The organism is Janthinobacterium sp. GW821-FHT03C10 (assembly GCF_059420865.1).
Map to the genome: position 1 here is coordinate 776,202 of NZ_JBWKUN010000001.1, position 23,717 is coordinate 799,918.

The following is a 23,717-nucleotide window of genomic DNA, read 5'->3' on the forward strand; positions in this document are numbered from 1 at the left end:
CATCCCCGTGCCGCCCTTGCGGGCGCACGGGGACGTTCCACCTACTTCAAATCGATGCGCCCGTATTGCCCATGCGTCTCGTCATCTGGCCCGGCCGCATAGAACAGCGTATTGACGGGCTGGCTGTTGAGGCCATTGCCGAAGGCGATGCCCCACAAGCCATCGATCGCCAGCGGCGTGCCATCCGTCTTGCGCAGCGCACCAGCGGCGGTGCCCGTGTCGGGGTCATAGGCATTGATCTTGCCATCGCCAAAATTCCCTATCAACAACATATTGCTGGCCGTGCCGAAATCGGCGGGCGCCAGCGCCATGCCCCAGGGCGCATTCAGGGCGCCACCGCTCACCAGCCGTTTGAGCAAGTTGCCGCCCGTATCATATACATTCACGATGCCGAGGCCGGCGCCGGCCTCTTCATCGTCGCCGCTGGCTTCCCGCTTCGCGTACGCGACATAGATGCGCTCGCCAATGGCCTGGATGCCGAACGGCGCATAGCCGGCCGGCAAGCCGGGGTCGCTGAATGCGCCAGGCAGGGCGACCCTGGCAAAGCTGGCATCGAAGACGTCGACGCGCCCGTTGTGGAAATCGGCCGCATACAGGTAATTGGCGCCCGCGTAGCGCGAGATGGCCAGGCCCTTGTAGGCGCTGCCGCCCGCGCTGCCGTCGAACACGACCAGGGCCGTCGTCGGGCTGACCGTGGGCGACCAGGCGGAAATAGTCCCGCTTTCACTGGCGAAGATGAACGGGCTGGGCGCCGTCACGCCGTTCTGGCTCAGTTTGAAGTCTTGCGTGCCGTTGAATACGATGCCCGTCGGGCCTGCTGGCGTGCTGACCACCAGCGATTGCGGCACGCCATTGCCATCGTACAAGGTGGACTTCGCCGTGCCATTCGCGGCCACCCAGACGAATCCGCGTGGATTGAAGGCCACGCCCCAGGCGTTGACGAGGTTGGGGTCCGTGTGCGCGGCCGGCAAGGCGGGCGTGTCCGACACCAGGCTGGTGACCGCATAGGCGCTCGCGGCCGGTGGGTGGTGATGATGGCCGCCGCCGCAGGCAAACAGGGCCGCGGCCAGCGAGATGGCGAAAACGGTGCAGATCAGTTGCTTGATGCGCTGCGTATCCATGGCATTCCCCTCGGCGTGATGGCGGTGTGGCACCGCCTGCTTTCAGGGTAGAACCCGGCCATGCAGCATGCTTGAGGCGCGTCAAACGCGGCAAAGATAGCCAGTGTCAGGGTATGCCGACGTCGTAGCGTTTGCCCAGCCGTTTCAGTTCGCCCGTCTCGATCAGGCTATTCAATTCCTGGTCGAACTGCAGGCGCAGCTTGTCGAACGCGGGCGAGCGGGGATAGGCGAAATAGCCATTCTGCACTTCGATGACCTTGGGCAGCGGTTTCACCTGGCGGCCATAGCCGAGACGGGCGACGACGGGATCGGTATTGCGGCGGTTGCTGATGAACACGTCGACGTGGTTGTGCACCAGCATCTTCAAGCCATTTTCCACCGTGTTGGCCACGCTGACCTGCAAACCGGGCCGCACGCGTTCCCACTCGGCGCCATAGGCCCAGCCATTGAGCAGCACCACCCGGCGGTTCTTCAGCGCCGCGTAGTCGCCATCCCAGCCGAAGCTGGCGTCCTGGCGCGTATAAAAGACCATCTGGTCCTGATAGAAGGGCTTATCGGAAAACGCCATGCTGGCGATGCGCTCGGGCGTCTTGTAGGGGCCGATCAGGATATCGGCCTGCCCCTGCACCAGCATGGCTTGCGCGCGCGCCCACGGCACCATGCGGAAACGCACGGTGTTACCCGTGCGCGCCGCCATCAGGCGCAGCAGTTCCGCGCCCAGGCCGCCATACTCGCCGCCGTCCTGGTATTCGAACACGCGCTCGAACTGCGCGCCCACGGCCAGCAGTTCCCGGGCTGGGGCCTGCGATGGCACAACTAGCGCCGGCCATAGCAGCGCCAAGGCCAGCAAGCGCCGCCCTGCTCTCCTCATCAGCCGACGATGCGCAAGGAGTAATCGGTGGCCCGCACGTCCTTCGTCAGGCTGCCGATCGAGATGCGGTCCACGCCCGTTTCGGCAATGGCCCGCACGGTGTCGGCATTGATGCCGCCCGACGCTTCGAGCAAGGCGCGGCCATGCGTCAATGCCACGGCCTCGCGCAGCATGTCGTTGCTGAAGTTATCGAGCAAGACGGAGACGGCGCCCGCATCGAGCGCTTCCTGCAATTGCGCCAGGGTTTCCACCTCGATCTGCACGGGCACGCCCGCGTCGAGGTTGCGCGCGTTTTCCAGGGCCTGGCTGACGCCGCCGGCCGCCGCGATATGGTTTTCCTTGATCAGGATGCCGTCGTACAGGGCCAGGCGCTGATTCTTGCCGCCGCCCACGCGCACCGCATACTTTTGCGCCAGGCGCAGCCCAGGCAAGGTCTTGCGCGTGTCCAGGATGGACGCGTTGGTGCCGGCCACCACGTCGACATAGCGGCGCGTGGCCGTGGCCACGGCCGACAGCAGTTGCAGGAAGTTGAGGGCACTGCGCTCGGCCGTGAGCAAGGCGCGCGCCGGCGCCTGGATCGTGCAGACGACGCTGTCGGCCGTCATCATGTCGCCTTCGGCGTAATGCCAGACGATATCGATGCTGCGGTCCAGACTTTTCATGATGCCTTCGAACCATGGCGCGCCGCACAGCACGGCCGCTTCGCGCACGATGACACGGGCCGTGACGATATGGTCGGGCGGCACCAGTTCGCCCGTCAGGTCGCACTGGCCCACGTCTTCCAGCAAGGCGGCCAGCAAATTGCCCTCGAAGGCGCGCGCCAGGGCGGGATCGAAGGGAGCGAAAGAATTAACGAGGGTACTCATGCTGGACCGATTCCTTGGAACAATGTGGTTTCTTTTGCCAGGTCCGCGCCCGGCTTGAGGCCCGCCTTCTTGGCGGCGGCGAAGTCGAGCATGCGATTGATCGAACGCACGGCCAGCTGGCCGACGGCGGGATCGACGTGGATTTCGTTGTGCATGTTTTCCAGCGTCTGCGCCAGGTTCAGCAAGCCGTTCATGGCCATCCACGGGCAGTGCGCGCAGCTTTTACAGGTGGCGCTGTTGCCGGCCGTGGGCGCTTCGATGAAACGTTTTCCTGGCGCGGCCGCGCGCATCTTGTGCAGGATGCCGTTGTCGGTGGCGACAATAAAAGTGTCCGTGTCCATGGTTTGCGCTGCCGCAATCATTTGCGACGTGGAACCGACCATGTCGGCCAGGGCCACCACGTTCGCGGGCGACTCCGGATGCACGAGCACCTTGGCTTGTGGATACTCTTCCTTGAGCAAATCGAGTTCGATGCCCTTGAATTCGTCGTGCACGAGGCAGCTGCCCTGCCACAGCAGCATGTCGGCGCCCGTCTGCTTCTGGATGTAGGAACCCAGGTGCTTGTCGGGCGCCCACAGGATTTTCTTGCCCTGCGCATGCAGGTGGGCAACGATGTCGAGGCCGATCGACGAGGTCACCATCCAGTCCGCGCGCGCCTTGACTGCCGCGCTGGTGTTGGCATAGACCACGACCGTGCGGTCCGGATGGGCGTCGCAGAAGGCCGTGAATTCATCCACCGGGCAGCCCAGGTCGAGCGAGCAGGTCGCGTCGAGGTCGGGCATCAGGACGGTTTTTTCGGGACTGAGGATCTTCGCCGTTTCGCCCATGAAGCGCACGCCGGCCACGACCAGGGTCTTGGCCGGATGGTCGCGCCCGAAGCGGGCCATTTCCAGCGAGTCGGAGACGCAGCCGCCCGTGGCTTCCGCCAGGTCTTGCAGGTCGGCATCTACGTAATAGTGGGCAACGAGCACGGCTTCGCGCTCGATCAGCAGGCGCTTGATGCGCGTGATCAGTTCGGCTTTTTCAGCCGGGGACGGCGTCGCTGGCGTGCGTGCCCAGGCGTGGGCAGTGCAGCTGGCTCCGTCTTGTGGATGTTCGTACTCGACGGATTTGATGGCTAAAGTTTGCATGGCTGTGTCAAACAAAAACGGGATAGACCGGCACGATTGCAATGAAGCAGGTGCGCCGGAACGAATGGACCGCGGCGCGTCGGTGTGGTGCTGGGTGGTCAGCCTTGTCATGTCGGATTACGCTGCGCCTCGGCGGCCCCGCAAATCCGACCTACGCGACCAACCCGGGTAACTCACCCTGACGTAGGTCGGATTAGCGCACAGCGCGTAATCCGACGCAACGTTAGCGTACCAATTAATCGATACCCTGGCTCTTGAGGTAATCCTCGTAATTGCCGCGGTAATCGACCACTTCATCTTCCTTGATTTCGATGATGCGGTTGGCCAGCGAAGACACGAATTCGCGGTCATGCGACACGAAGATCAGGGTGCCCGCGTATTTTTCCAGCGCGATGTTCAAGGATTCGATCGATTCCATGTCCATGTGGTTGGTCGGTTCATCGAGCATCAGCACGTTGTGGCGACCCAGCATCAGCTTGCCGTACATCATGCGGCCCTTTTCACCACCGGACAGCACCTTGACGGCCTTTTTCACATCGTCGCCGCCGAACAGCAAGCGGCCCAGGATGGAACGCACGGCCTGGTCGTCGTCGCCCTCTTTCGTCCACTGGCCGATCCAGTCGGTCAGGTTCGTGTCCTTGGCGAAATCTTCCGTCGGGTCTTGCGGCATGTAGCCCACGTTGGCGTTTTCCGCCCACTTCACGCGGCCCTGGTCCGGCTGCAGGCCGGCGATGTCGCCCGCGATGCAGCGCAGCATGGTGGTCTTGCCGGCGCCGTTGGCGCCGATGATGGCGATGCGCTCGCCCGCTTCGACCATGATGCTGAAGTTCTTGAACAGCTGGCGATCAAAACCTTTCGAGATATTCTCGACTTCCACGGCCAGACGGTGCAATTTCTTTTCGCCGTCGAAACGCACGAACGGATAGGCGCGCGACGATGGCTTGATGTCGTCGACCTTGATCTTTTCGATCTGCTTGGCGCGCGACGTCGCCTGGCGGGCCTTGGATTTATTCGCGGCGAAGCGGCGCACGAATTCTTGCAGTTCGGCAACCTTGTCTTTCGCTTTCGCGTTGTTGGCCAGCTGCTGGTTGCGCGCCTGGGTCGAGGCGAACATGTATTCGTCGTAGTTGCCCGGATAAATCTTCAAGGTGCCGTAATCCATGTCGGCCACGTGGGTGCAGACCTGGTTCAGGAAGTGGCGATCATGGGAAATGATGATCATGGTGGAGTTGCGCTCGTTGAGCACGTCTTCCAGCCAGCGAATCGTGTTGATGTCCAGGTTATTCGTCGGTTCGTCGAGCAGCAGGATGTCCGGATTCGAGAACAGCGCCTGCGCCAGCAGCACGCGCAGCTTCCAGCCTGGCGAGACATTGCTCATCGGGCCTTGATGCAGGTCAATGGCGACACCGGCGCCCAGCAGCAGTTCGCCGGCGCGCGATTCGGCCGTGTAGCCGTCGTATTCGGACACTTTGCCTTCCAGTTCGGCGGCCTGCATGTAGTCGTCGTCCGTCGCTTCCGGGTTCGCGTAGATGGCGTCGCGTTGCTGGATGGCGGCCCACATTTCCGTGTGGCCCATCATGACGACGTCGAGCACGCGCATGTCTTCAAACGCGAACTGGTCCTGGCGCAGCTTGCCCAGGCGCTCGTTGGTGTCGAGCATGACGTTGCCGCCCGACGGATCCAGGTCGCCGCCGAGGATCTTCATGAACGTCGACTTGCCGCAGCCGTTGGCGCCGATCAAGCCATAGCGGTTGCCGTCGCCGAACTTGACGGAGATATTCTCAAACAATGGCTTGGCGCCAAACTGCATCGTAATATTTGCGGTTGAAAGCATTAGTGAGGTCTTTATCCAGTGAAAACAGGTAGTTAGGTACTTTTCTCCCATTATACAGCACCCACCCTCATCACTCTATAGCGGCCCGCCAAGGAAGACTCGAGTGCATGCGGAGAAATAATGGCAAGAAAATACGATTGCCGTATTTCAATTTAGCGGATACGCTGCGTGGCATCCGTTTTCCACCTTCTACCTCACAGGCATCACTTGAAAAAAATCCCCATCGCCGCCGCCGTGGCCGCCATTGCCATCGCAGCGACCGCCTTTGCGTCGCCCTACTATGCCTTGCACCAGATCAAGACCGCCCTGGCCGAGCGCAACGCCGACGCCCTGGCCGAACACGTGGACTTCCCCGCCCTGCGCGCCAGCGTCAAGACGCAACTGGAGGCGAGCATGGCGCGCAGCATCGCGGCGACCGCCGGCAGCGATAATCCGCTGGCCGCCCTGGGCCAGTCGATCGCCAGCGCCATGCTGGGCAAGATGGTCGACGCCATGGTCTCGCCCGCCGGCGTGGTGGCGCTGGTCAACAAGAGCGCCGTCAGCCCGCAGGCGGATACGGATACGCGTGCGGACGCGCCCGCCGACGGCGCAGCGAAAAAAGCCGAGTATTCCGCAGGCTATGCCGGCGTGAACACCTTCGTCGTGCGCGCCAAGGACGGCAATGCGCAGGAAGGCGCGCTGGTCCTGCTGCGCCATGGCGTGTGGGGCTGGAAACTGAGTTCGATCGAGATTGCGTCGGCGATGGCTGCGCGCCAGGAGTGAGGTTGCCAATATTATTCGGCATTATTATGCGACGAGTATTTAAGCGCCGAAGCGTTAAGCGCGGAAGCGATGAGGTTTAAAGTAAAAACACAAATTTTCACGACACACATATCCAATGAAAAATCTTGCATTTATTTCCGCATCCTCCATAACAGCACTGCTTATAGCAAGCCACTCGATTGCAGATGATTACGTTCGAAAACCTGCATTCAAGGCCAGCACAGATGGCTTTATCAAAGAAGAAGTTGTTCGCATAAAGAAATTTCAGAGTATTTTAGATCGTGAAACAAAGGCTGCCTTGCCAAGTTATTTGCAAGCCTCTTTCAACTATTCTCAAGACTAACTTCCCAAAAATTTCAAAGGGAATAGTTGCCGTGCAATCGCAAAAGCATTAATCCCTTTCAAACCAGAAAAAGATGCATTTGAAACTTCTGCGGCTTACGAAATGAGGGCAGGGAAAATTCGGGAGGAAAAACTGTACGGCAATGTGAGAGCCAATAGCCTTTTAGCATTTGTAGATCCCATCAATATTGATTGGCGCTCCTATGATCCTGATTCGCAAAAAATGACTGTCAATAAGTCAATATTATTTAGCCAAAAAATTTGGGACAATGGCCCTGACAATAGAGCGGTTGATCTGGATGCAAAAAAGGAATATAGCAAAGCGTATATTGCCAAAACTGGCTTTGGCGAAACCATAAATGCCACAAGCATTCTTTATAATGTTTGCGCTGTAGCATTTGAAAACCTGGATATTTCCGGAGACTCGGACATTTCTTCTTCCTTCGACGTTGCACCAGAAATTGCGCGAAAACTCAAAGGCAATTTACGTGCGCTATACATAGGAAAGCTCACTACTCCCTTCATGGGGGAGTATCACCGATATGCCGACGCTACAGTAATCGATCCCGTTCAACTGATGTCTGGCGGCGACATTATCGTGATCAATCTTGAACAGATATGGCTGTTTGACTCAGAAACGGGAACTATTTTGTCAAAAATACAACGATAAATATTTTTCTCTTCAACAAAGTCCGCGTCGAACTGCAAGACATGGCGCACGCCAGGAAATGTGCAAAACAGCAATCTGATACACAATGCATCTCATTTGTATCTGCGGTCAGGCGCGTCCAAGTCCGCCTGACCGCAAGCATTTCAGGAAATTTCATGCTGAAACACACGGCCTTATCGCTGGCGTTGGCCCTTGCCGGCGCCGCGCCATTCGCCCACGCCCTCGATGGCACAGCCGGGAGCAGCCACTCCGTCGTTTCGCGCATGCAGGCGGAAGCATCGAGCGCGGCCGACCCCGACGCCCCCGCACCGCTGCCCGTGCCCAGCGATATCTCGCTGGCCGAACTGGAGCGCCGCCTGGCACTGGGCCAGGTGCAGGCCGCCGAAAAACACTATGCCAGCGCGCTCGACCCGGCCGTGCTGACGTCCCTGGCGCAGCAGATGGATTGCCGCGATATCGTCGGCATGCAGCCGTTCGGTTTCCCGCTGGACCAGACGCAGCCCACCGTCCTGAGCGGCGCCCACCTGCTGGCGCGCTGCCCGGACCGCGCTTACGTGACGATCACGGCAATGTCGATGGCGGGCAAGGCGGGCAAGCGCGCCTCCCTCAGCCCGCAGGCGTTCAGGCACACGGTCGATGGCAGGCCCGCGCGGCGCCTGTATTACAAGGCGCCCAACGGCCGTCAGAAGGAATCGCTGACCATTGTCGACGGCAACTATGCGTATGCGCTCGAATACTGGTCGCTCGATGACAGCCAGCACAGCGGCATGGTGGGCATGCGCCGCATGGAAACATTGACGTTGCCGCAACGAAATGGGCAGAAATAATCAGAATACTGTATATTCATACAGTTATCGACTATTTTCCTGTCCGCCATGCCTGCACACCCGCATACCGCCTTGCCGTACACCATTTCCGTCAGCGCCACGCTCGACGCGGAAGTCGAGCAAACCATCCTCGATGGCTTGAATGCCTATAACGATGCCATCACCGGCTATAGCGACAGGCAGGTATTGAGCGTGGTCGTGCGCGACCGCGACAGCCAGCGCGTGCTGGGCGGCGCCATGGGACGGACCTCGCTGGGCCTGCTGTTTCTCGATTTGTTTTATTTGCCCGCCGCCTTGCGGGGGCTGGGACTGGGCAGCCAGGTACTGGCGCAGTTCGAGGAGGAAGGACGCCGGCGCGGCTGCGCCTCGGCGGTGCTGTACACCATCAGTTTCCAGGCGCCCGAATTTTACGAGCGTCGCGGCTGGCGCCGCTTCGGCGAGATTGCCTGCCATCCCGACGGCACGAGCCGGGTCTTCATGAGCAAGACACTGCACGATTGAGTGCGCTGGCGGCGGCAACGGTGCCGCCAGCGGCAGAGACAGTTTACATGCCCAGCGATTTGAGCAGGTCGGCGTTGTCGTCGTCTTCCGCTTCCGCCGCAGGCGCCGGGGCGGCGTCGCGTTCGCGGTTAGCATATTCGCTATCCATCAGCGAATCGGCGTCGACTTCGCGCGAATCGAAATCGTGCAGCTTGATGAACTCGGTACGGTCAATCGCCAATTCCAGATAGAAAATATTGTTCTTTTCTGTATAGAAAGTGACGCGGCGCATTTCCGGGCGGTCCAGCGGCGTATCGACGCTGAGCATCACCTGCTTGTTCAGCACCAGCATCTTCGGCTGGCTCTGGGTGATGTTCGTTTGCAGCTCGCGCCGCACCTTGCCCGTGAAGTCGCCCACGATCTGGTTCATCAGCTCGCCCATGATGTTCGACACTTCGTCCGACGTGTAGAAGCTGGCCAGCTCCGACTTCGGCATACCCATGTGCAACATGTAGCGCTCGTAGATTTCCATCGCCGTATCGGCGGCGAAATTGAGCACCACCAGACCCGTGAAACCGCCATCGAACATGACGAAGCAGCCGATGTCCGGCTTCAGGCCCGTCTTGGTGATGCGCTGCACCATGCCCGAATAATTGACCTTGCTTTGCGTTGCCACGTTGAGCACCCGAACCACCGAGTTGCACAAACTCATCAACAAATCTTCTGTACCGTACACAACATCCTTTTCTGCATCCATGAGCAACCTCTCCTACTATTTTAAAGATGACAGCACTGTTCCCTGCCCGCCGCGAGCCGAAACACGAGCGTTTCGCTCAGCAAGCGGACGACTTCACCTTTGCATGCCTGACCTTGCCCGGCAGCGCGCGCCGCGTTGCCGCCGGCTCGAACCGCCCTCTTAACTTTTTCTGTATAGAAATAAGTATCAGATGCGCAGAATACCCAGATGTAACATTTCCGTCCAGCCATACCTGCATTTACTTGACGATCTGTGCGGAAATACCATATCTGGCGCGGGCACGGGCGCCGGCACTGGAAATAGTAACTAAAAATCAAGTGCGCGCAAGACCACGCTGCTGACCAGCAGATCCCGGCTCAGGTAAGCGAAGGCGCGCTGGCCGATGCGCAGGCGGTGGGTATCGAAAATGGCCAGCAGATCGCCGCGCTGTCCCTGGTCCAGGCTGTGCAATGCCGTCGCGGTAATGCGGCAAGTCTTTTCCGCCCTGAAGACGGTCAGATGGAAGCGGATGGCATCGCCCGCCGGCTCAAGCGCGATACTGTCGCGCAAAATTTCATAGGGCATGGCCGGGCACCCCGCTGTGCATACGCTGCGCTGGCCCCGGGCGCCACCTGGCTGACGGAATGGCCGAACAGCGGCGCTCAAGCTGGGCGCGATTTTTCGCTGGGAATAAATGCATCATGGCGTTTCCGGCAATATCAATGTTCAATAACGGGCAAGCGTAGCGCGATGGTTAGTCAACTACCGTCTGTTACCGTACATATTTAACCGCGCGCCTGCCTGGCGCCGTACTGGCCATTCCCTGTGCTATCGGCATCAGCCACCTCGCCGCGCCCACCGGACAACCGTGCGCCCCTTGTCCCATCCAGGCCCGGCCACCTAAAATAGTGCTTTATATTAAACATGATCGTGACGGCAACCGACGGCACTGTCGCGCACAAGGCAAGGAAGTCAATGAGCACACTTTTAGAACAGGCAACGACGGAAATGATGGCGGCCGTGGAGGCGTGGTTTGTCGAGCGCCTGAAGCGCACCGACCTGGAAGACGCCGTCAACCGGACCACCTTGCAGATGGGTATCTTCAATGATTTATTACTCGACTACAAACCCGGACGCACCACGGCGGACGATTTCCATCTGACCGATGCCGCCGATGTCGCAACGCGGACGCCATCGCACCTCGATGAAGCCGTCGTGCGCGACAGCATCGCGCCCCAACTCGCTGCCATGGTGCAAGCGAAGCTGGAAACACTGGCCGACACGCCCTTCGTCGATTACCGATTCAGCTTTCGCGGCAAGTTCCGGACGGCGCAGGGCACGCTGCACCTGAACCTGCTCGAGTATGTCAACGAAGGCAAGCGCACAACCTTGCTCGAGCACATACACAACTACGTCACGCAAAAACTCGAGCGCGGCAAGCGGCCGACGAAAAAGCTGGAAACCTTCTTCCTGGCGCGCCACCTGCTCGACCCCCACCTGTTCCCACAACCCGATATCGCCTGGACGATCGCCCAGTTCCAGCGCATCGAGCAGCTGAACAAGTCGCGTCCGCAAGCGCTGGCCGAGCACCGCAGCGATATCATCCAGGCCGTGTCGGCGTGGGCGGAAAAGCAGTTCCTGCCGCGGTTCTATGACGTGCAGCAATCAAGCTACCGTGCCACCGAATACACCTTGAAAGAGGGCGCGGCGCTTGACACGCAGGCGCTGGCGCCCATCGACCTGCTGCTGTATGGCGCCGTGATGATCTTGCGCCACGAACCGAGCTACGCCAAGTCGACGGGCGTCAAATTCCTCGACATCGCGCGCGAGCTGGGCAGCGAACGGGCCGTGCGCATGCTCAAGGAAGGCAGCGGCACCTTCGCGCCCGACGCCGTCCACCTGAAAAACGCCCAGCTGGAATGCCGCGCCAACGATGTGTTTGCCACGATCAGCATCGCGATTGCTAAGGAAGAGGAAGGCGCGTATGCGCAGGCGCTGGCCTTCATCACGCATTTGCTGAACAACGGTTTCCCGAAAAGCTGCCAGATCAAGCTCAAGTCCAAGGTCAAGGCATACCTGCCGATCAAGGGACTGGCGAAATCCGATACGCACCGCTTCTTTGCCAACGCCCTCGCCTATCCCGCCCTGCAGCCGCAGCTGGAAGCGTATGCGCGCGCCGCCATCGAGCAATTCGAGTTCTATGCCGACACGGAAGGCGAAAAGAATTGCATGCCCGGCAGCTATGCCACGTTCGGTCTGGGCTTGCTCGACGCGCGCTATTTCCCGCTGGTGCAGCACTACATGGCCAACGTCGACGAGGAACACCAGTCCGTGCAGGACCAGTTCACGGCGGCCTTTGCTGAAAAGCATGGCGTGACGCGCGATTCCGCTCCCGTGCTGGCCGCGTGCCTGCGCGCCTGCACGGACAACGCAAAGGTGAAGATCCAGACGGAGCTGGAAGAGGTGGAGAAACTGGAGCTGTTCTGCCAGCAACTGCAAGGGCTGGAAGGTTATCTGCTCGAGCATATGCTGTATCCCATCTGGGGCAAGCTGGAAAAACTGGCCACCCTGGCGCGCAAGGCGGACGGACGGCGCAAGGAACTGCTGCTGGCCTTGCTGGAAGCGGCCAGCAAGGCGGATGCCTGAGGTGCGCAAGCTTCTGTGCGCAACGTTATGACTTTTACCATCTATAATGCGCGCGCCATAGTTGCTATAAAGCATTTTTTGGCGCCTGACATTGAATCGTGGAGAAAATACATGCACCAAACACAAGAAACATCGTGCACTGCCCTGCTGGCGGCAGCCTTGGCTACCGCCGTGGCACTGGCCCAGCCCGCCATCGCCGCGGAAACCGCCGTGGAACTGGCACCCATCGAGGTGGCCAACCTGTACATCAAGACCATCATCAACCAGGATGAAGCGAGCGTCGCCAAGCTCAACGCCTATCTGCGCCCCACCCGCCTGGCGGGCCAGCAGAGCGCCGAATACGCGTCGTACAGCGGCCTGAAGGCGGCCGATGCCAAGTTCCCGACGGAAACCGGCAAGCTGATCGCCGATCTGTTCCCTGCCGCCATGCGCGCGGCCGTGACGCCAGCCGCCGAACAGTTGGCCGCCAATGTCATCGCCGCCAAGAATGGCGCCGTGTGCCAGGCCACCAAGGCGGACCCGGTGACGGTGGAAAACGGCATCCAGACGGCTGCCGTCAGCTTCGAATGCCAGGTCGTCAAGGTGCCGGTGGCATGGGCGCCTGCCGCCCAGCAACTGGCGAAGAGCGGCTGCAAGGTTGAACAATGCACAGCCGGCCTGCAAAAGATCGCCGCCACCTACACGAGCTCGCCGAAGCAGGCGTGGCGCGCCGTGTTTGCCGTCAGCCGCGAAAAGAACTCGGAAGCCTGGCGCAACGATTTCGCCCGCGAAACCTTCGATGAAATCTGGGAATACCTGTAATCGCGGCCTCGTTTAGAATGGCTGGATGGACAAATTGACACCGGCACCACAGCCCGCGGGCCTGGCCTTGCTGCGCTTGATCGACCCCGAGCATGTGGAAGGCGCGGTGGTCGCGCAAGCGCTGGCGCAAGACTTGCCCGCCCTGCACGCCAGGCAATTGCTGGCGCTGCTGCGCCGGCTGCGTGCCGCGCAATCCAATCAGCAGGATTATGCGGGCGCCAGCCCGGCGCAGGCCGAACAGCAGTTCGGCGCCGCCATCGCCGCCGTCAAGGCGGAGCTGGCCACGCGGCCGCACATGCCCAACAAGCAGGAAGCCAAGGCGCTGCGCCAGGCGGCGGCAAAAAAGCGCTGAACGGGTCTGCGGTGCGCGGATGGGAACTGCCCTCCTTTTATAATCGGTGACGATACCTTGTTTCCCGCACTGAAAGGACTCCCCCATGCCCACACGTTTTTCCCGCCACACAGCCGGCTGCGCCATCCTTGCCGTCTGCGGCCTGGTCGCCATGCAGGCGGCCCATGCCCTGGAAACGGGCCCCATCGACGCGCGCGCTGTGTGGCAGGAGCGCTCGCTGTCGGCCTGCCGCAGCGAACAATCGCCCACGGCGCCCGACGTCTGCCTGCTGCGCACCATGCAGCGCTCCGGCGCGCACCCGCAAGCCATCGCCGCCGCCAAAATGCTGGTGAAGGCGAACAAGGCGGGCTTCATCTCGGCCTGGCGCCCGCTGGGCAAGGCGGCCCTGGCCACCGTCACCTATCCTTTCCGCGCCAACACGAATGAAGGCAGTCTGCTGATCGGCAGCGATGGCGCCGCCATCGATGTCGACGAGGACTCCGTGCGCGAGGAAGACCGCGCCACGCCCGCCTGGCGCGCGTTTGCCGCCGCCCACCCGGACGCCGTGCCGTTCGCTCCCGCCGACTTCGTCGGCAGCACGGCGACCGCCGATGGCGGCCAGAGCGCACTGTTTTCCACGCCCCTGATCACCTGCCACGCCTGCGCCGAGGATGGCGCCCTGCTGGTTGCCTACACGATCGACAAGGCGGGGATCGTGCGCGAGCGCAAGCTATTGACGATCAAGTAAGCCTGCCTCAAAGATAAGATAGAATTGCTTGATGGCATGTCTATACGAGTACATGCCATCTATCCACTACTTATTACAGGAAACCATGCGCCGCTCTTGCCTTGCACTGCACCTCACCGCCGCCCTGCTGCTGTCCAGCTCCGTCCACCTCGCCACTGCCGCGCCCGCCGCTACGGCTAACGCTGCCGCCAGCGCGGCCACGCCGCTCGTCATCGGCGAAAGTTTCACGATCGACTCGCAGGCGCTGAAGGAACAGCGCCACATCAATGTGTATGTGGCACGCGCCTGGGATACGCCGCCCGACGCGCCGCTGCCCGTGCTGTACATGCCGGACGGCGGTGTGGCCGAAGACTTCTTGCACGTGGCCGGCTTGCTGCAGGTGTCGGTAGCCAACGGCACCATGCGCCCGTTCATGCTGGTCGGCATGCAGAACACGCAGCGCCGGCGCGACCTGACGGGGCCGACGGACAGCGCGGCAGACCGCAAGATCGCGCCCGTCGTGGGCGGTTCGCAAGCCTACCGGGCCTTCATCCGCGACGAACTGATGCCGGAAGTCAAGCGCCGCTACCGCACGACGGGCGAGACGGCCATCGTCGGCGAATCGCTGGCGGGCCTGTTCGTGGTGGAAACATACCTGCTGGAACCGCAGCTGTTCGACCACTACCTGGCCTTCGACCCCAGCCTGTGGTGGAACCAGGGCGCCCTGCCGCGCCAGGCGACGGCCCTGCTGGCCAAGGGCAAGCCGGGCAAGCACAGCCTGTACCTGGCGTCCAGCAGCGAAGCGGGCATCGCCGTGGAAGTGGCGCGCCTGGCCGACGTGCTGGCAAAACAGGCACCACCCGGCTTGCAATGGCACCAAGAAAAGATGCCGGCCGAAACCCATGGCACCATCTACCATCCGGCAGCGCTAAAAGCGTTCCGCGCCGTGTTCAAGCCGGCCGCCGCGCCCCAGTAAGCAGGACGGCTACGCCACCGGCAGCGCCTGCCCCATCTGCTCGCGCAGCCAGTGCAGCAAGGTGGTGCGACGCGCATCGCCGTCGAACGGCAGCGGCGACAGCAGGAAATAGCCGCTGCCGTCGCGCCGGAAACCCAGCGGCGCGACGAGGCGCCCGCTGTCGAGGTCTTCGCGCGCCATGAAGACGGAGCCGATCGCCACGCCCAGGCCGGCGCAAGCGGCTTGCAGACTCAGATAGAAATGCTCGTAGGTCTGGCTGTCGCCGTGGCCGTGGCAACTACTGCCGTCGTCCGTGCCGGCGGCGCGCCAGTGCGCCCAGGCGGCCGGGCGCGACGCCGTGTGCAGCAGGCGTTGCGCGGACAGATCCAGCTTGCCTTGCCGCAGCAGGGCCGGCGCGCACACGGGCGCGATCCATTCATCGCACACCTTTTCCACATGCAATCCCCCATCCCAGGCAAAATCGTTGCGACGCAGCGCCACGTCCACCGCATCGCGCTGGAACGCCACCGGCCCGCCCGAGGCGAACAGGTGCAGCGGCACTTCCGGATGGCGCCGGTAAAAGTCGCCGAGGCGCGGGATCAGCCATTTCATCGCGATCGTCGGCTCGCATGACACCACCAGCGGCGCCTGACGCGCCGGCTGGCGCACCGCATCGAGGGCGGCGTCGAGCCGTTCGAACGCCTGCTGGACGGCGTCGCGCAACTGCGCGCCCGGCGCGGTCAGGAAGACGCCGCGGTTGCGGCGTTCGAACAGGGCCGTGCCCAGCGACGTTTCCAGCAGGCGAATTTGCCGGCTGACCGCCCCGTGCGTCACGTGCAGCTCGTCCGCCGCCTGGACAAAACTGCCCAGCCTGGCCGCCGCCTCGAAGAAACGCAAGCTGCCGAGTGCTGTCTGTCTGCTCATGATCTGTTATTTTTTCTCACACATATCGGCAAGATAACATCGTTTTTCATCGGCCGCCAGTACCTTGATAATGTGTCTTCCGGCCACCGGCATGGGCGCAGGATCTTGCCCATACAGGCGATGAATACTCACCGATTGCCATGCGGCCGCCACTCCCCGAGGAAGACCTATGATTGCATTGCTTGCCGTTGCATTGATTACCCTGCTGGCCGCCATCGTGCCCGGCCCCGATTTCGCGATGGTCACGCGCAACAGCTATCTGCATGGCCGCCGTGCGGGCCTGCTGGCGGCGCTCGGCATCGCGCTGGGTGTGCAAGTGCACGTGTTCTATACGATGTTTGGCGTAGGACTGATCATCGCCAGTTCACCGGCCTTGTTTACGGTCATCAAGTTTGCCGGCGCCCTGTACCTGATCGTGATCGGCTGGAAAACCTGGGCCAACCGCGCGGGCCTCGTCATCGACCTGCAGGGCGGGGCCCGCGTGCCCCAGCATAAAATCTTGCTCAACGGCTTGCTGACGAATGCCCTGAATCCGAAAACCACCTTGTTCGTCATCAGCACCTACACCCAGGTGGTGCAGTCCGGCACGCCATTGAGCGTCCAGTTCGGCTACGGGCTGTGCATGTCCGCCATCCACCTGGCCTGGTTTGCCCTGGTGGCCATCTTTTTCTCACAAGCAAGCTTTCGTTCGCGCATGGTCAGCCACCAGCGGACCATCGACCGGCTGATCGGCACGCTGCTGATGGCCCTCGGCGTGCTGCTCGCCTGCGCCAACATGGACAAACTGTAATGGCGCGCACGGCTCAGGCACATGCTACGGCGGGTAAAATCGGCGGCCCTGCTTTTCCCGCCTGAGTGCCGTCCGCCATGAGCTTTTTGCAATTATTTATCCTTTCCATCGTCCAGGGCTTCGCCGAGCTGCTGCCCGTATCCAGCTCCGCCCACGTCATCATGGCGGAAAAACTGATGGGGCTGGACCCGACCTCGCCCGAGCTGACCATGCTGCTGGTGATGCTGCATACCGGCACCATGTTCGCCGTTATCGTGTATTTCTGGGCATCCTGGCGCGCCACGTATTTCAGTTCGGCCAGCGCCTTCCGCAGCAATGTCCTGCTGCTCGTGGCCGCCACGGCCTTGACGGGCATCGTCGGCTTCGGCTTGCTGAAAGGCATTACGCACGTCATGAGCAAGGATGCGCCCGGCTTTGAAATCGAGCACCTGTTCGGTAACGCGAAACTGATGGCCGCCGCGCTGGCCGCCGCCGGCGTGCTGATCATCGTCTCCTCGCGCCTGCAGGCGCGCCAGCATGGCACCTTGTCCATCGGCAAGGCGATGGTGATCGGCGCCGTGCAAGGCCTGTGCCTGCCCTTCCGCGGCTTTTCCCGCTCGGGCGCCACCATTTCGGCCGGCATCGCCATGGGCGTGCCGCAGCGCCGCGCCGAAGAGTTCAGCTTTGCCCTGGCCGTCGTGCTGACGCCAGCCGTGCTGGTCAAGGAAGGCTGGCGCTTCTACCAGGCCGTGGCAAATGGCAGCCTGGACCATCGTGAACACGGCAACAGCCTGCTGCACCTGCTCGGTCCCAGCCTGCTGGGCATGCTGCTTTCGTTCCTGGCCGGCTTGCTGGCCTTGCGCTGGCTGTCGCGCTGGCTGGAACAGGGCCGCTGGCATTTCTTTGGCGCATATTGCCTGTTGGCCTCGTTGGTGGTGCTGTACGTAGGGTAGAATCGCCGGGTTTGTCATTTGCCACTCACCATCCCAGCCAGGTTCTACAGAAAGCCAACGATGAATTTCGCCGCCACCGCCGCCCTCTCCCTAGCCATGTCCACCGATGCCTTCGCGGCTGCCGTCGGCAAGGGCGCCGCCCTGCACAAGCCGCAATGGCGCGAGGCGCTGCGCACGGGGCTGATCTTTGGCGTCATCGAGGCGATCACGCCCATCATCGGCTGGGCCCTGGGCAGCGTGGCAGCGCCGTACGTGGAAGCGTGGGATCACTGGATCGCCTTCAGCCTGCTGGGCATCATCGGCCTGTTGATGATACGCAACGCCCTCTCCGACGCCGACGAGGAAGAGGCCCCCGCGCAATCGCACTCGTTCTGGGTGCTGGCCGTCACGGGCCTGGCCACCAGCATCGACGCCATGGTCGTGGGCGCGGGCCTGGCCTTGCTGGGTGCCAACATCGTCGTCACGGCCGCCGCCATCGGCTTTTCCACCTTCGTCATGGTGACCCTGGGCGTGATGCTGGGCCGCGTGCTGGGCACCATCGCGGGCCGGCGCGCCGAACTGGTGGGCGGCCTGGTGCTGATCGTCATCGGTTGCGTGATCCTGTACGAGCATATCGGCCATCCGGCCTGACGAGGGGGCGACCAACAGGCGCGCACGGCACCAGCGCCGGCGTGGGCGGCGGCGCGCTTTGTGCTACATTCCATACTCTGCATTCCTGTCTCGCAAGGTGACCATCATGGAAACTCTGGAGCTGCTTTTTGCCTCGCTGGTGCGCGAAACGGCCGAATCGATACGCGACCACCACGTCCCTTTTGCCATCAAACACGACGAGCGCGCCTATTTCGAGTGGATGGATGGGCACCCGATCGATGGCTACATCCAGGAAGCGTATCGCGAGATCGAGGAAACAGCCCAACAGATCCGCGCCATTCGCGCTGGGTGAGGACGCTTGCCGCAAGCTACTGCGCGGGGGGCTTTGCGGCTGGCGATGCTCACCGCACCAAAGTGCGGTTGCGCTTCTCAGCCACACATCCCCTCCGCTCGCTACGCTTGCAGCAAGTGTCGATACGCTAGTTGAATGCGTTCAAGGGACGTATTGATACAAATCAAACACTCTGCTGTTCGATACGCGTGGCATGGTCTGGCCTATGACAATCAGGTCTGGAGGCGGCAAACATGGATCAGGAACAAAAACACCAGATCAGGGGTTATGAGTTTCATGTGACGGGGGCGCTGGAGAAGGATGGGCGCTACCGGGGCATGATCTTGATCAGCAAGCGCGGCGATACCCTGCAGGTGTACGCCAAGCCCGTGCTGATTGAAACGCCGAGCAGTTTCAAGTCCGTGCATGCGGCCTTGATCGAGGCATCGGCGTATGCCCAGGAACTCATCTATAACGGCGCCATCAAGGCGCTGCTGCCGGCCGACGGGCCACTGGCCGGAAAACAGGCGCCGCAGCCGCCGGACTTCGTCGGCAACTGACGCTGGCAAGCGCATCCGGCCATCCAGGGTGGCGCGTATAATGACGCGCTTTCCCGGATGGAAACTCAACACCATGGAATTTGTGAATTTACCGCTCGTCTTCCTGGTCGGCTGCGCGCTGATCGCCTTGCTGGCCAAGAAAAATGGCTACTCGTGGTACCTGTCTTTCTTCGTGATTGCCGTGCCCGCTCCCCTGTTGCTGCTGGCCTTGCCCCATGTGCTGGGCGTGGAAGCCGCGTCGCTGACCTCCGTACGGCTGGGCGCGGTGCTGCTGTTCCCGCTCGCGGGCTTGCTGCTGGCCCTGCGGGGCAAGCGCTAAGACCGGTTCAGCGCACAGGTACCCCGTCGGCCAGGCGCCAGCCTATCGACAAGGCCACTTGCTGCGCTTCTTTTTCGTTGCTGCAATCATCGTAATCGCAGGTGTCCGCATACGCGCCGCACGCCTGGTTCTGGCTGATGTACGAGCCGACCCAGCGGCCATCGCGACGCTGGCTGGCCGTGGCGCTGATGGTAAAGCCTTTGTGGATGGTGGGGTTTTCAAAAGACATAATTCCTCCGATGCAAAAATAGCGTCAGGGATCTGACTGGATTCCACTGTGCGCCACATGCCGCCACCAGTCTGTACGTTTGATCACACTCACGAAAAGGACGCACGCGCGCTCGTGCCACATGACGATCGGGTATGATTTCAGCATGTGTGGACGATTCGATCAAAATGACACGGCGCGCGTGCTGGCGTCATCCTTCGGCTGGACGGACGCGGTGTTCGACAGCGAGGCCGAGCCGCACCTGAACGTCTCGCCCGGCACGTACCGGCCCGTGCTGCATATCCAGGATGGCGTGCAGCGGGTTGACGACGTCTTCTGGGGCTACCGCCCCGCCTGGGCCGCGCAAGCCGTGCCCGCCCCCGGCAAGAAAAAAATCCCCATCGCCATCAATGCACGGCTGGAAAAACTCGCCGGCGCCTACTGGAAACCCTTGCTGCGCGCGGGGCGCGGCATCGTCTGCGTCGATGGCTGGTATGAATGGACGGGCGAAAAAGGCAGCAAGCAGCCGTGGCACATCCACCGCAAGGACCGCGCGCCCCTGTTCCTGCTGGCGCTGGCCCAGTTCGGGCCGTACAAATTCAACCGCGAGGAAGCGGGTTTCGTGCTGGTGACGGCCGACAGCCTGGGCGGCATGGTCGATATCCACGACCGCCGCCCCGTCGCCGTCAGCCTGGAAGACGCGCACCGCTGGCTAGCCCCCGCACTCACGCCCGAGCAGGCGCTGCACCTGGCCCGCACCTGCATGCTCGACGTGGACTTGTTCGAGTGGCATGCCGTCGATAATCCCCTCGTGCCGTCGGCCAAACCCAGGGCACCGCCGCCGGCGTCGCCGCAAGGCGCCTTCGACTGGGGATCGGATTAAGGCAGGCGCGCCAGCCGGCGCCACAGCGCTTCCATCGGCCCCTGGCGGAAGTATCTGAGCCAGTAGCGGCTGAGCAGCACCTGCCCCATCATGATGATGAACGCCAGGCCCAGCATCTCGGCGGGACGCAGTGTCGCGCCCCAGCCCAGGCCAGGCCCCTGCAGCAGCCAGGTGCCGAGCAAGGATTGCAGCAGATAATTGCTCAGCGCCATGCGCCCCACGGGCGCCAGCCATGCGCCCAGCCAGCGCAGCAGGAAGGGACCGGCCAGCATCAATGCCGCCACATAGCCGGCCGCCAGCACGGGACCGCCGGCGAACAGGCCCACTTCGAACAGGGCCGTATCGAACACTTGCTGATACGGATCGGCCACCTGCCACGCGACGGCTCCCGCCGCCAGCAGGTTGAACGGCAAGCCCACGCCCAGGCCCACGGCACGCACGCGCCGCCACACGCGCTGGTGACGCCGCGGCTGCGTCAGCCACCCGAGGCGCACGGACAAGATGCCCAGCAGGAACAGCACGATGATATGCGGCAGCATGACGGCGGCGTACAGCAAGGAGACGAGGAAATCGTTGGCGCGCAGCCTGGCCACGGCCCACACACTGCCTTGCGTGTAGGTGGCGTAGCGGGCGGCGAAGTTTTGCAAGTCATGCGCCGTGTCCGGCGCGCCGCCCTGCTGGCCCACGGGAATGAGCAAACACATGAACAGCAAAAAACCGGCCGCCACCAGCCAGGCGCGGTTGCGCACGCGGCTGAGCCTGGCGGATGCCAGAGACAGGATCAGCATGCCGGCCACCGCATATGAGGTGAGCACATCGCCGCTCCAGATGCAGAAACCGTGCAGGAGGCCAAACACGAGCAGCCAGCGCAAACGGCGCCGGTAGGCCGCTTGCGCCGCGTCCCAGCTGCCCAGCTGGCGCCGCAGGGAACGTGTCTGCAGGGCAAATCCGGCGCCAAACAGAAACGCGAAGACGGGATAGAACTTGAACTGCGCCAGCGCCGCCACGCCGAAAATGACGAGCTGGTCGAGCACGGGCGGCTGCGCCGGCAAGGTGCCATAGCGCAAGGACAGCGTGCCCCAGGCAAAACCCCAGATATTCACCAGCAAGATGCCAAACACGGCGATGCCGCGCAGCACGTCGAGCTGCAGCAACCTGCCGGGTTTGGCGCTCACGGAGTTCAGGGGCGCGCCAGGGTCGGGTAATCGCTGACCTGCAGGCGGAAACCGGACGCATCCGATTGCAGCCGCGCCTGGCCGCCGAACGGCAAGGTGACCCGCCGGCGGATGTGGCCGAATTCGAGCCCCGTCAGCACGGGCACGGGCAGGCGCTCGCGCACGTAAGCCAGCATGGCGTCGAAATCGTAGCCCCTGTCCATGGGGCTCAATTTATAGGCGGAAAAGTCGCCGAGCACGACCGCATGCTGGCGTTCGAACACGCCCGCATGCAGCAATTGCAGCAGCATGCGCTCGACCCGGTACGGGTGCTCGTTGACGTCTTCCAGGAACAGGATGCCGCCATCGACCTGCGGGAAATACGGCGTGCCGAGCAGATGCACGAGCATGGCCAGGTTGCCGCCCCACAAGGTGCCCACTGCCTCAAGCCGCGGATTGTCCGCCGCCGTGCCCGTGACCGTGTGCGTGGGTCCGGCCAGGCACGACCACAGCTGGTCGAGCGTAAATTGCTCGGGTTCGTCGCGCGTAAAATCATCACAGACCATGGGACCGGCAAAGCTGGCGCGGCCCGTTTTCGCCAGCAAGCCCATGTGGAAGGCCGTGAAATCGCTGTAGCCGACGAACAGCTTGCGGCTGGCGGCCATGGCGGTAAAGTCGATGTCGGGCAGGATGCGGCTGATGCCGTAGCTGCCGCGCAAGGCGAGCACCACTTGCACGTCCGGGTCGGCGGCTGCCGCGTTGAGCTGCGCCAGGCGGCCCGCATCCGTGCCGCCGAAGCGCTGGAAGCTGTGTTCGGGATCGTAATAATTGTGGACGGTGGCGCCTTGCGCCTGCAGGCGGGCGATGCCGCGCGCCACGGCCGCGTCATCGGGCGCGCAACCGCCGGGCGCCACGATGGCGATGCCAATTTCAGGTGTCTTCAAAATGCCCGTGCCTTCAAAAGTGGTGGGCGCGCCTAGGCCGGCTGGGAGCGCATCTGGGGCGCCATCTTACCTTGCAGATGCACATCGATCAAGGCGAGCAGGCGCTCGATCAGCTGGGGCGGCATGTCGTGCCCCATGCCTTCGATCACTTCGAGCGTGGCGCCCGGGATCAGCGCCGCCGTATCGATGCCGCAGGCGACGGGGATCAGGGGATCGGCCGCGCCATGGATCACCAGCGCCGGGCAGCTGATACTGGGCAACAAGGCCGTGCGTTCGCCCGAGGCGGCAATGGCCACCATCTGCCGCGCCACGCCTTCCGGGCAGCTGCCCCGCTCCAGCGCCGCCTCGATGCGCTGGTACAGCAGTTTTTCCGACACAGGATAGGCGGGACTGCCGATGACGCGCACGGTGGCCGCCATGTGCGCCATCAGTTCGACGCGGCTGGCATTGCGTTTCGGACGTTGCAGCAAGGCGTTGCGCGCGGCCCGCGTGGGGCCGGGCAAGCCGCGCCGGCCGCTGCTCGACATGATGGAAGTCAAACTGAGCACTTGCTGCGGCGCGCGCGCCGCCATCACTTGCGCGATCATGCCGCCCATCGACACGCCGATCACATGCGCCTGGGCAATGCGCAAGGCCGCCAGCAAACCCAGCGCGTCGTCCGCCATGTCATTCAAGGTGTAGGAAGTTTTCAGGGGCCAGCCCAGCAGGTTTTTCACGTAGGCCAGCGGCAGATACGGTTTGCCCGCCTGCGCCATCTTGCTCGACAGGCCGCTGTCGCGGTTATCGAAGCGCAGGACGCGAAAGCCTTGCTCGACGATGCCTTCGACGAAGTCCGCCGGCCAGGCGATCAGCTGCATGCCCAGACCCATGACCAGCAGCACGCACGGATCGTTGGGGTCGCCGTGGCTTTCATAAGCTATGTTGAGGCCGTTCGCCATGATGGTTGCCATGATTGCCTCTCTTCAGGAACCAGCACGCAGAC

At 62.4% G+C, this 23,717-nt stretch carries 29 protein-coding genes; 17 read left to right on the top strand and 12 right to left on the bottom strand.

The window, feature by feature from the left end; all coding sequences use genetic code 11:
• Positions 1–41: 41 nt before the first annotated feature.
• From AC07VH_RS03225 to AC07VH_RS03245, 5 genes are all read right to left on the bottom strand, one after another.
• On the bottom strand, positions 42–1,121 hold the full coding sequence (locus AC07VH_RS03225) for a TIGR03118 family protein (RefSeq protein WP_489627206.1): 1,080 nt from the start codon (positions 1,119–1,121) through the stop codon (positions 42–44).
• Between the two features lie 106 nt (positions 1,122–1,227).
• Positions 1,228–1,935, bottom strand: coding sequence for a substrate-binding periplasmic protein (locus AC07VH_RS03230; protein WP_475414333.1), 708 nt, complete (start codon positions 1,933–1,935; stop codon positions 1,228–1,230).
• 56 nt (positions 1,936–1,991) lie between these two features.
• Positions 1,992–2,858 (bottom strand): carboxylating nicotinate-nucleotide diphosphorylase, encoded by an 867-nt coding sequence (nadC, locus tag AC07VH_RS03235; RefSeq protein WP_475414332.1) that lies wholly within the window; start codon positions 2,856–2,858, stop codon positions 1,992–1,994.
• Positions 2,855–3,988: a quinolinate synthase NadA gene (gene nadA, locus AC07VH_RS03240; RefSeq protein ID WP_034756048.1), complete on the bottom strand. Its 1,134-nt coding sequence runs from the start codon at positions 3,986–3,988 to the stop codon at positions 2,855–2,857. The genes nadC and nadA overlap by 4 nt, the downstream gene beginning before the upstream one ends.
• Before the next feature lie 235 nt (positions 3,989–4,223).
• Positions 4,224–5,822, bottom strand: coding sequence for an ABC-F family ATPase (locus tag AC07VH_RS03245; RefSeq protein WP_034756044.1), 1,599 nt, complete (start codon positions 5,820–5,822; stop codon positions 4,224–4,226).
• 207 nt (positions 5,823–6,029) lie between these two features.
• Between AC07VH_RS03245 and AC07VH_RS03250 the strand changes: the two genes are divergently transcribed.
• The 5 genes from AC07VH_RS03250 to AC07VH_RS03270 all read left to right on the top strand — a co-directional run bounded on the left by AC07VH_RS03250 (position 6,030) and on the right by AC07VH_RS03270 (position 8,924).
• Positions 6,030–6,584, top strand: coding sequence for a DUF2939 domain-containing protein (locus AC07VH_RS03250; protein WP_494786750.1), 555 nt, complete (start codon positions 6,030–6,032; stop codon positions 6,582–6,584).
• A 115-nt stretch (positions 6,585–6,699) separates the two neighbouring features.
• Positions 6,700–6,927 carry a hypothetical protein gene (locus AC07VH_RS03255; RefSeq protein ID WP_494786751.1) on the top strand — a complete coding sequence of 76 codons (228 nt, stop codon included), beginning with the start codon at positions 6,700–6,702 and terminating at the stop codon, positions 6,925–6,927.
• A gap of 102 nt (positions 6,928–7,029) precedes the next feature.
• Entirely contained in the window at positions 7,030–7,596 is a 567-nt protein-coding gene (locus AC07VH_RS03260; RefSeq protein WP_494786752.1) for a hypothetical protein, read from the top strand.
• A gap of 155 nt (positions 7,597–7,751) precedes the next feature.
• Positions 7,752–8,423: a hypothetical protein gene (locus tag AC07VH_RS03265; RefSeq protein ID WP_475415065.1), complete on the top strand. Its 672-nt coding sequence runs from the start codon at positions 7,752–7,754 to the stop codon at positions 8,421–8,423.
• Positions 8,424–8,471: 48 nt separating this feature from the next.
• The gene (locus AC07VH_RS03270; RefSeq protein ID WP_436497190.1) at positions 8,472–8,924 is read left to right on the top strand and encodes a GNAT family N-acetyltransferase; all 453 of its coding nucleotides are present in this window, start codon (positions 8,472–8,474) and stop codon (positions 8,922–8,924) included.
• Positions 8,925–8,967: 43 nt separating this feature from the next.
• Here AC07VH_RS03270 and AC07VH_RS03275 read toward each other — a convergent pair whose 3' ends face one another.
• The gene (locus AC07VH_RS03275) at positions 8,968–9,660 is read right to left on the bottom strand and encodes a DUF3334 family protein (RefSeq protein ID WP_494786753.1); all 693 of its coding nucleotides are present in this window, start codon (positions 9,658–9,660) and stop codon (positions 8,968–8,970) included.
• 306 nt (positions 9,661–9,966) lie between these two features.
• Positions 9,967–10,224 (bottom strand): DUF1488 family protein, encoded by a 258-nt coding sequence (locus tag AC07VH_RS03280; protein ID WP_494786754.1) that lies wholly within the window; start codon positions 10,222–10,224, stop codon positions 9,967–9,969.
• Between the two features lie 390 nt (positions 10,225–10,614).
• Between AC07VH_RS03280 and AC07VH_RS03285 the strand changes: the two genes are divergently transcribed.
• The 5 genes from AC07VH_RS03285 to AC07VH_RS03305 all read left to right on the top strand — a co-directional run bounded on the left by AC07VH_RS03285 (position 10,615) and on the right by AC07VH_RS03305 (position 15,120).
• Positions 10,615–12,285, top strand: a complete 1,671-nt coding sequence (locus AC07VH_RS03285) for a DUF6138 family protein (RefSeq protein WP_494786755.1) — start codon at positions 10,615–10,617, stop codon at positions 12,283–12,285.
• Positions 12,286–12,396: 111 nt separating this feature from the next.
• Positions 12,397–13,086: a hypothetical protein gene (locus tag AC07VH_RS03290; RefSeq protein WP_494786756.1), complete on the top strand. Its 690-nt coding sequence runs from the start codon at positions 12,397–12,399 to the stop codon at positions 13,084–13,086.
• Positions 13,087–13,111: 25 nt separating this feature from the next.
• Positions 13,112–13,438: a hypothetical protein gene (locus AC07VH_RS03295; RefSeq protein ID WP_494786757.1), complete on the top strand. Its 327-nt coding sequence runs from the start codon at positions 13,112–13,114 to the stop codon at positions 13,436–13,438.
• An 85-nt stretch (positions 13,439–13,523) separates the two neighbouring features.
• Positions 13,524–14,165: a hypothetical protein gene (locus AC07VH_RS03300; protein ID WP_494786758.1), complete on the top strand. Its 642-nt coding sequence runs from the start codon at positions 13,524–13,526 to the stop codon at positions 14,163–14,165.
• A gap of 85 nt (positions 14,166–14,250) precedes the next feature.
• Positions 14,251–15,120 carry an alpha/beta hydrolase gene (locus AC07VH_RS03305; RefSeq protein ID WP_494786759.1) on the top strand — a complete coding sequence of 290 codons (870 nt, stop codon included), beginning with the start codon at positions 14,251–14,253 and terminating at the stop codon, positions 15,118–15,120.
• A 9-nt stretch (positions 15,121–15,129) separates the two neighbouring features.
• On the opposite strand, the gene AC07VH_RS03310 is transcribed toward AC07VH_RS03305, so the two are convergent.
• On the bottom strand, positions 15,130–16,023 hold the full coding sequence (locus tag AC07VH_RS03310; RefSeq protein ID WP_475415057.1) for a LysR substrate-binding domain-containing protein: 894 nt from the start codon (positions 16,021–16,023) through the stop codon (positions 15,130–15,132).
• A 169-nt stretch (positions 16,024–16,192) separates the two neighbouring features.
• On the opposite strand from AC07VH_RS03310, the gene AC07VH_RS03315 reads away from it, so the two are divergent.
• The 6 genes from AC07VH_RS03315 (at position 16,193) to AC07VH_RS03340 (ending at position 19,546) form a co-directional block, all read left to right on the top strand.
• A complete protein-coding gene (locus tag AC07VH_RS03315) occupies positions 16,193–16,813 on the top strand; it encodes a LysE family translocator (RefSeq protein ID WP_494786760.1) in 621 nt (206 codons plus the stop codon).
• Positions 16,814–16,890: 77 nt separating this feature from the next.
• Positions 16,891–17,745 carry an undecaprenyl-diphosphate phosphatase gene (locus tag AC07VH_RS03320; RefSeq protein ID WP_494786761.1) on the top strand — a complete coding sequence of 285 codons (855 nt, stop codon included), beginning with the start codon at positions 16,891–16,893 and terminating at the stop codon, positions 17,743–17,745.
• A gap of 60 nt (positions 17,746–17,805) precedes the next feature.
• Positions 17,806–18,375: a manganese efflux pump MntP gene (mntP, locus tag AC07VH_RS03325; RefSeq protein ID WP_099411820.1), complete on the top strand. Its 570-nt coding sequence runs from the start codon at positions 17,806–17,808 to the stop codon at positions 18,373–18,375.
• 106 nt (positions 18,376–18,481) lie between these two features.
• The gene (locus AC07VH_RS03330; RefSeq protein ID WP_289904861.1) at positions 18,482–18,688 is read left to right on the top strand and encodes a hypothetical protein; all 207 of its coding nucleotides are present in this window, start codon (positions 18,482–18,484) and stop codon (positions 18,686–18,688) included.
• 233 nt (positions 18,689–18,921) lie between these two features.
• Positions 18,922–19,227, top strand: coding sequence for a hypothetical protein (locus AC07VH_RS03335; protein WP_494786762.1), 306 nt, complete (start codon positions 18,922–18,924; stop codon positions 19,225–19,227).
• 73 nt (positions 19,228–19,300) lie between these two features.
• Positions 19,301–19,546: a hypothetical protein gene (locus AC07VH_RS03340; protein WP_494786763.1), complete on the top strand. Its 246-nt coding sequence runs from the start codon at positions 19,301–19,303 to the stop codon at positions 19,544–19,546.
• A gap of 7 nt (positions 19,547–19,553) precedes the next feature.
• On the opposite strand, the gene AC07VH_RS03345 is transcribed toward AC07VH_RS03340, so the two are convergent.
• Positions 19,554–19,775 (bottom strand): hypothetical protein, encoded by a 222-nt coding sequence (locus AC07VH_RS03345; protein ID WP_475415051.1) that lies wholly within the window; start codon positions 19,773–19,775, stop codon positions 19,554–19,556.
• Between the two features lie 145 nt (positions 19,776–19,920).
• Between AC07VH_RS03345 and AC07VH_RS03350 the strand changes: the two genes are divergently transcribed.
• A complete protein-coding gene (locus AC07VH_RS03350) occupies positions 19,921–20,637 on the top strand; it encodes an SOS response-associated peptidase (protein ID WP_494786764.1) in 717 nt (238 codons plus the stop codon).
• Here the strand turns inward: AC07VH_RS03350 and AC07VH_RS03355 are convergent.
• Genes AC07VH_RS03355 through AC07VH_RS03365 form a run of 3 tightly spaced genes read right to left on the bottom strand, consistent with a single transcriptional unit; the run spans position 20,634 to position 23,685 of the window.
• The gene (locus AC07VH_RS03355) at positions 20,634–21,812 is read right to left on the bottom strand and encodes a DUF418 domain-containing protein (protein WP_494786765.1); all 1,179 of its coding nucleotides are present in this window, start codon (positions 21,810–21,812) and stop codon (positions 20,634–20,636) included. The genes AC07VH_RS03350 and AC07VH_RS03355 overlap by 4 nt on opposite strands.
• Before the next feature lie 5 nt (positions 21,813–21,817).
• On the bottom strand, positions 21,818–22,735 hold the full coding sequence (gene ldcA / locus AC07VH_RS03360; RefSeq protein ID WP_494786766.1) for a muramoyltetrapeptide carboxypeptidase: 918 nt from the start codon (positions 22,733–22,735) through the stop codon (positions 21,818–21,820).
• A gap of 32 nt (positions 22,736–22,767) precedes the next feature.
• Entirely contained in the window at positions 22,768–23,685 is a 918-nt protein-coding gene (locus AC07VH_RS03365; protein WP_494786767.1) for an alpha/beta fold hydrolase, read from the bottom strand.
• Between the last annotated feature and the right edge of the window lie 32 nt (positions 23,686–23,717).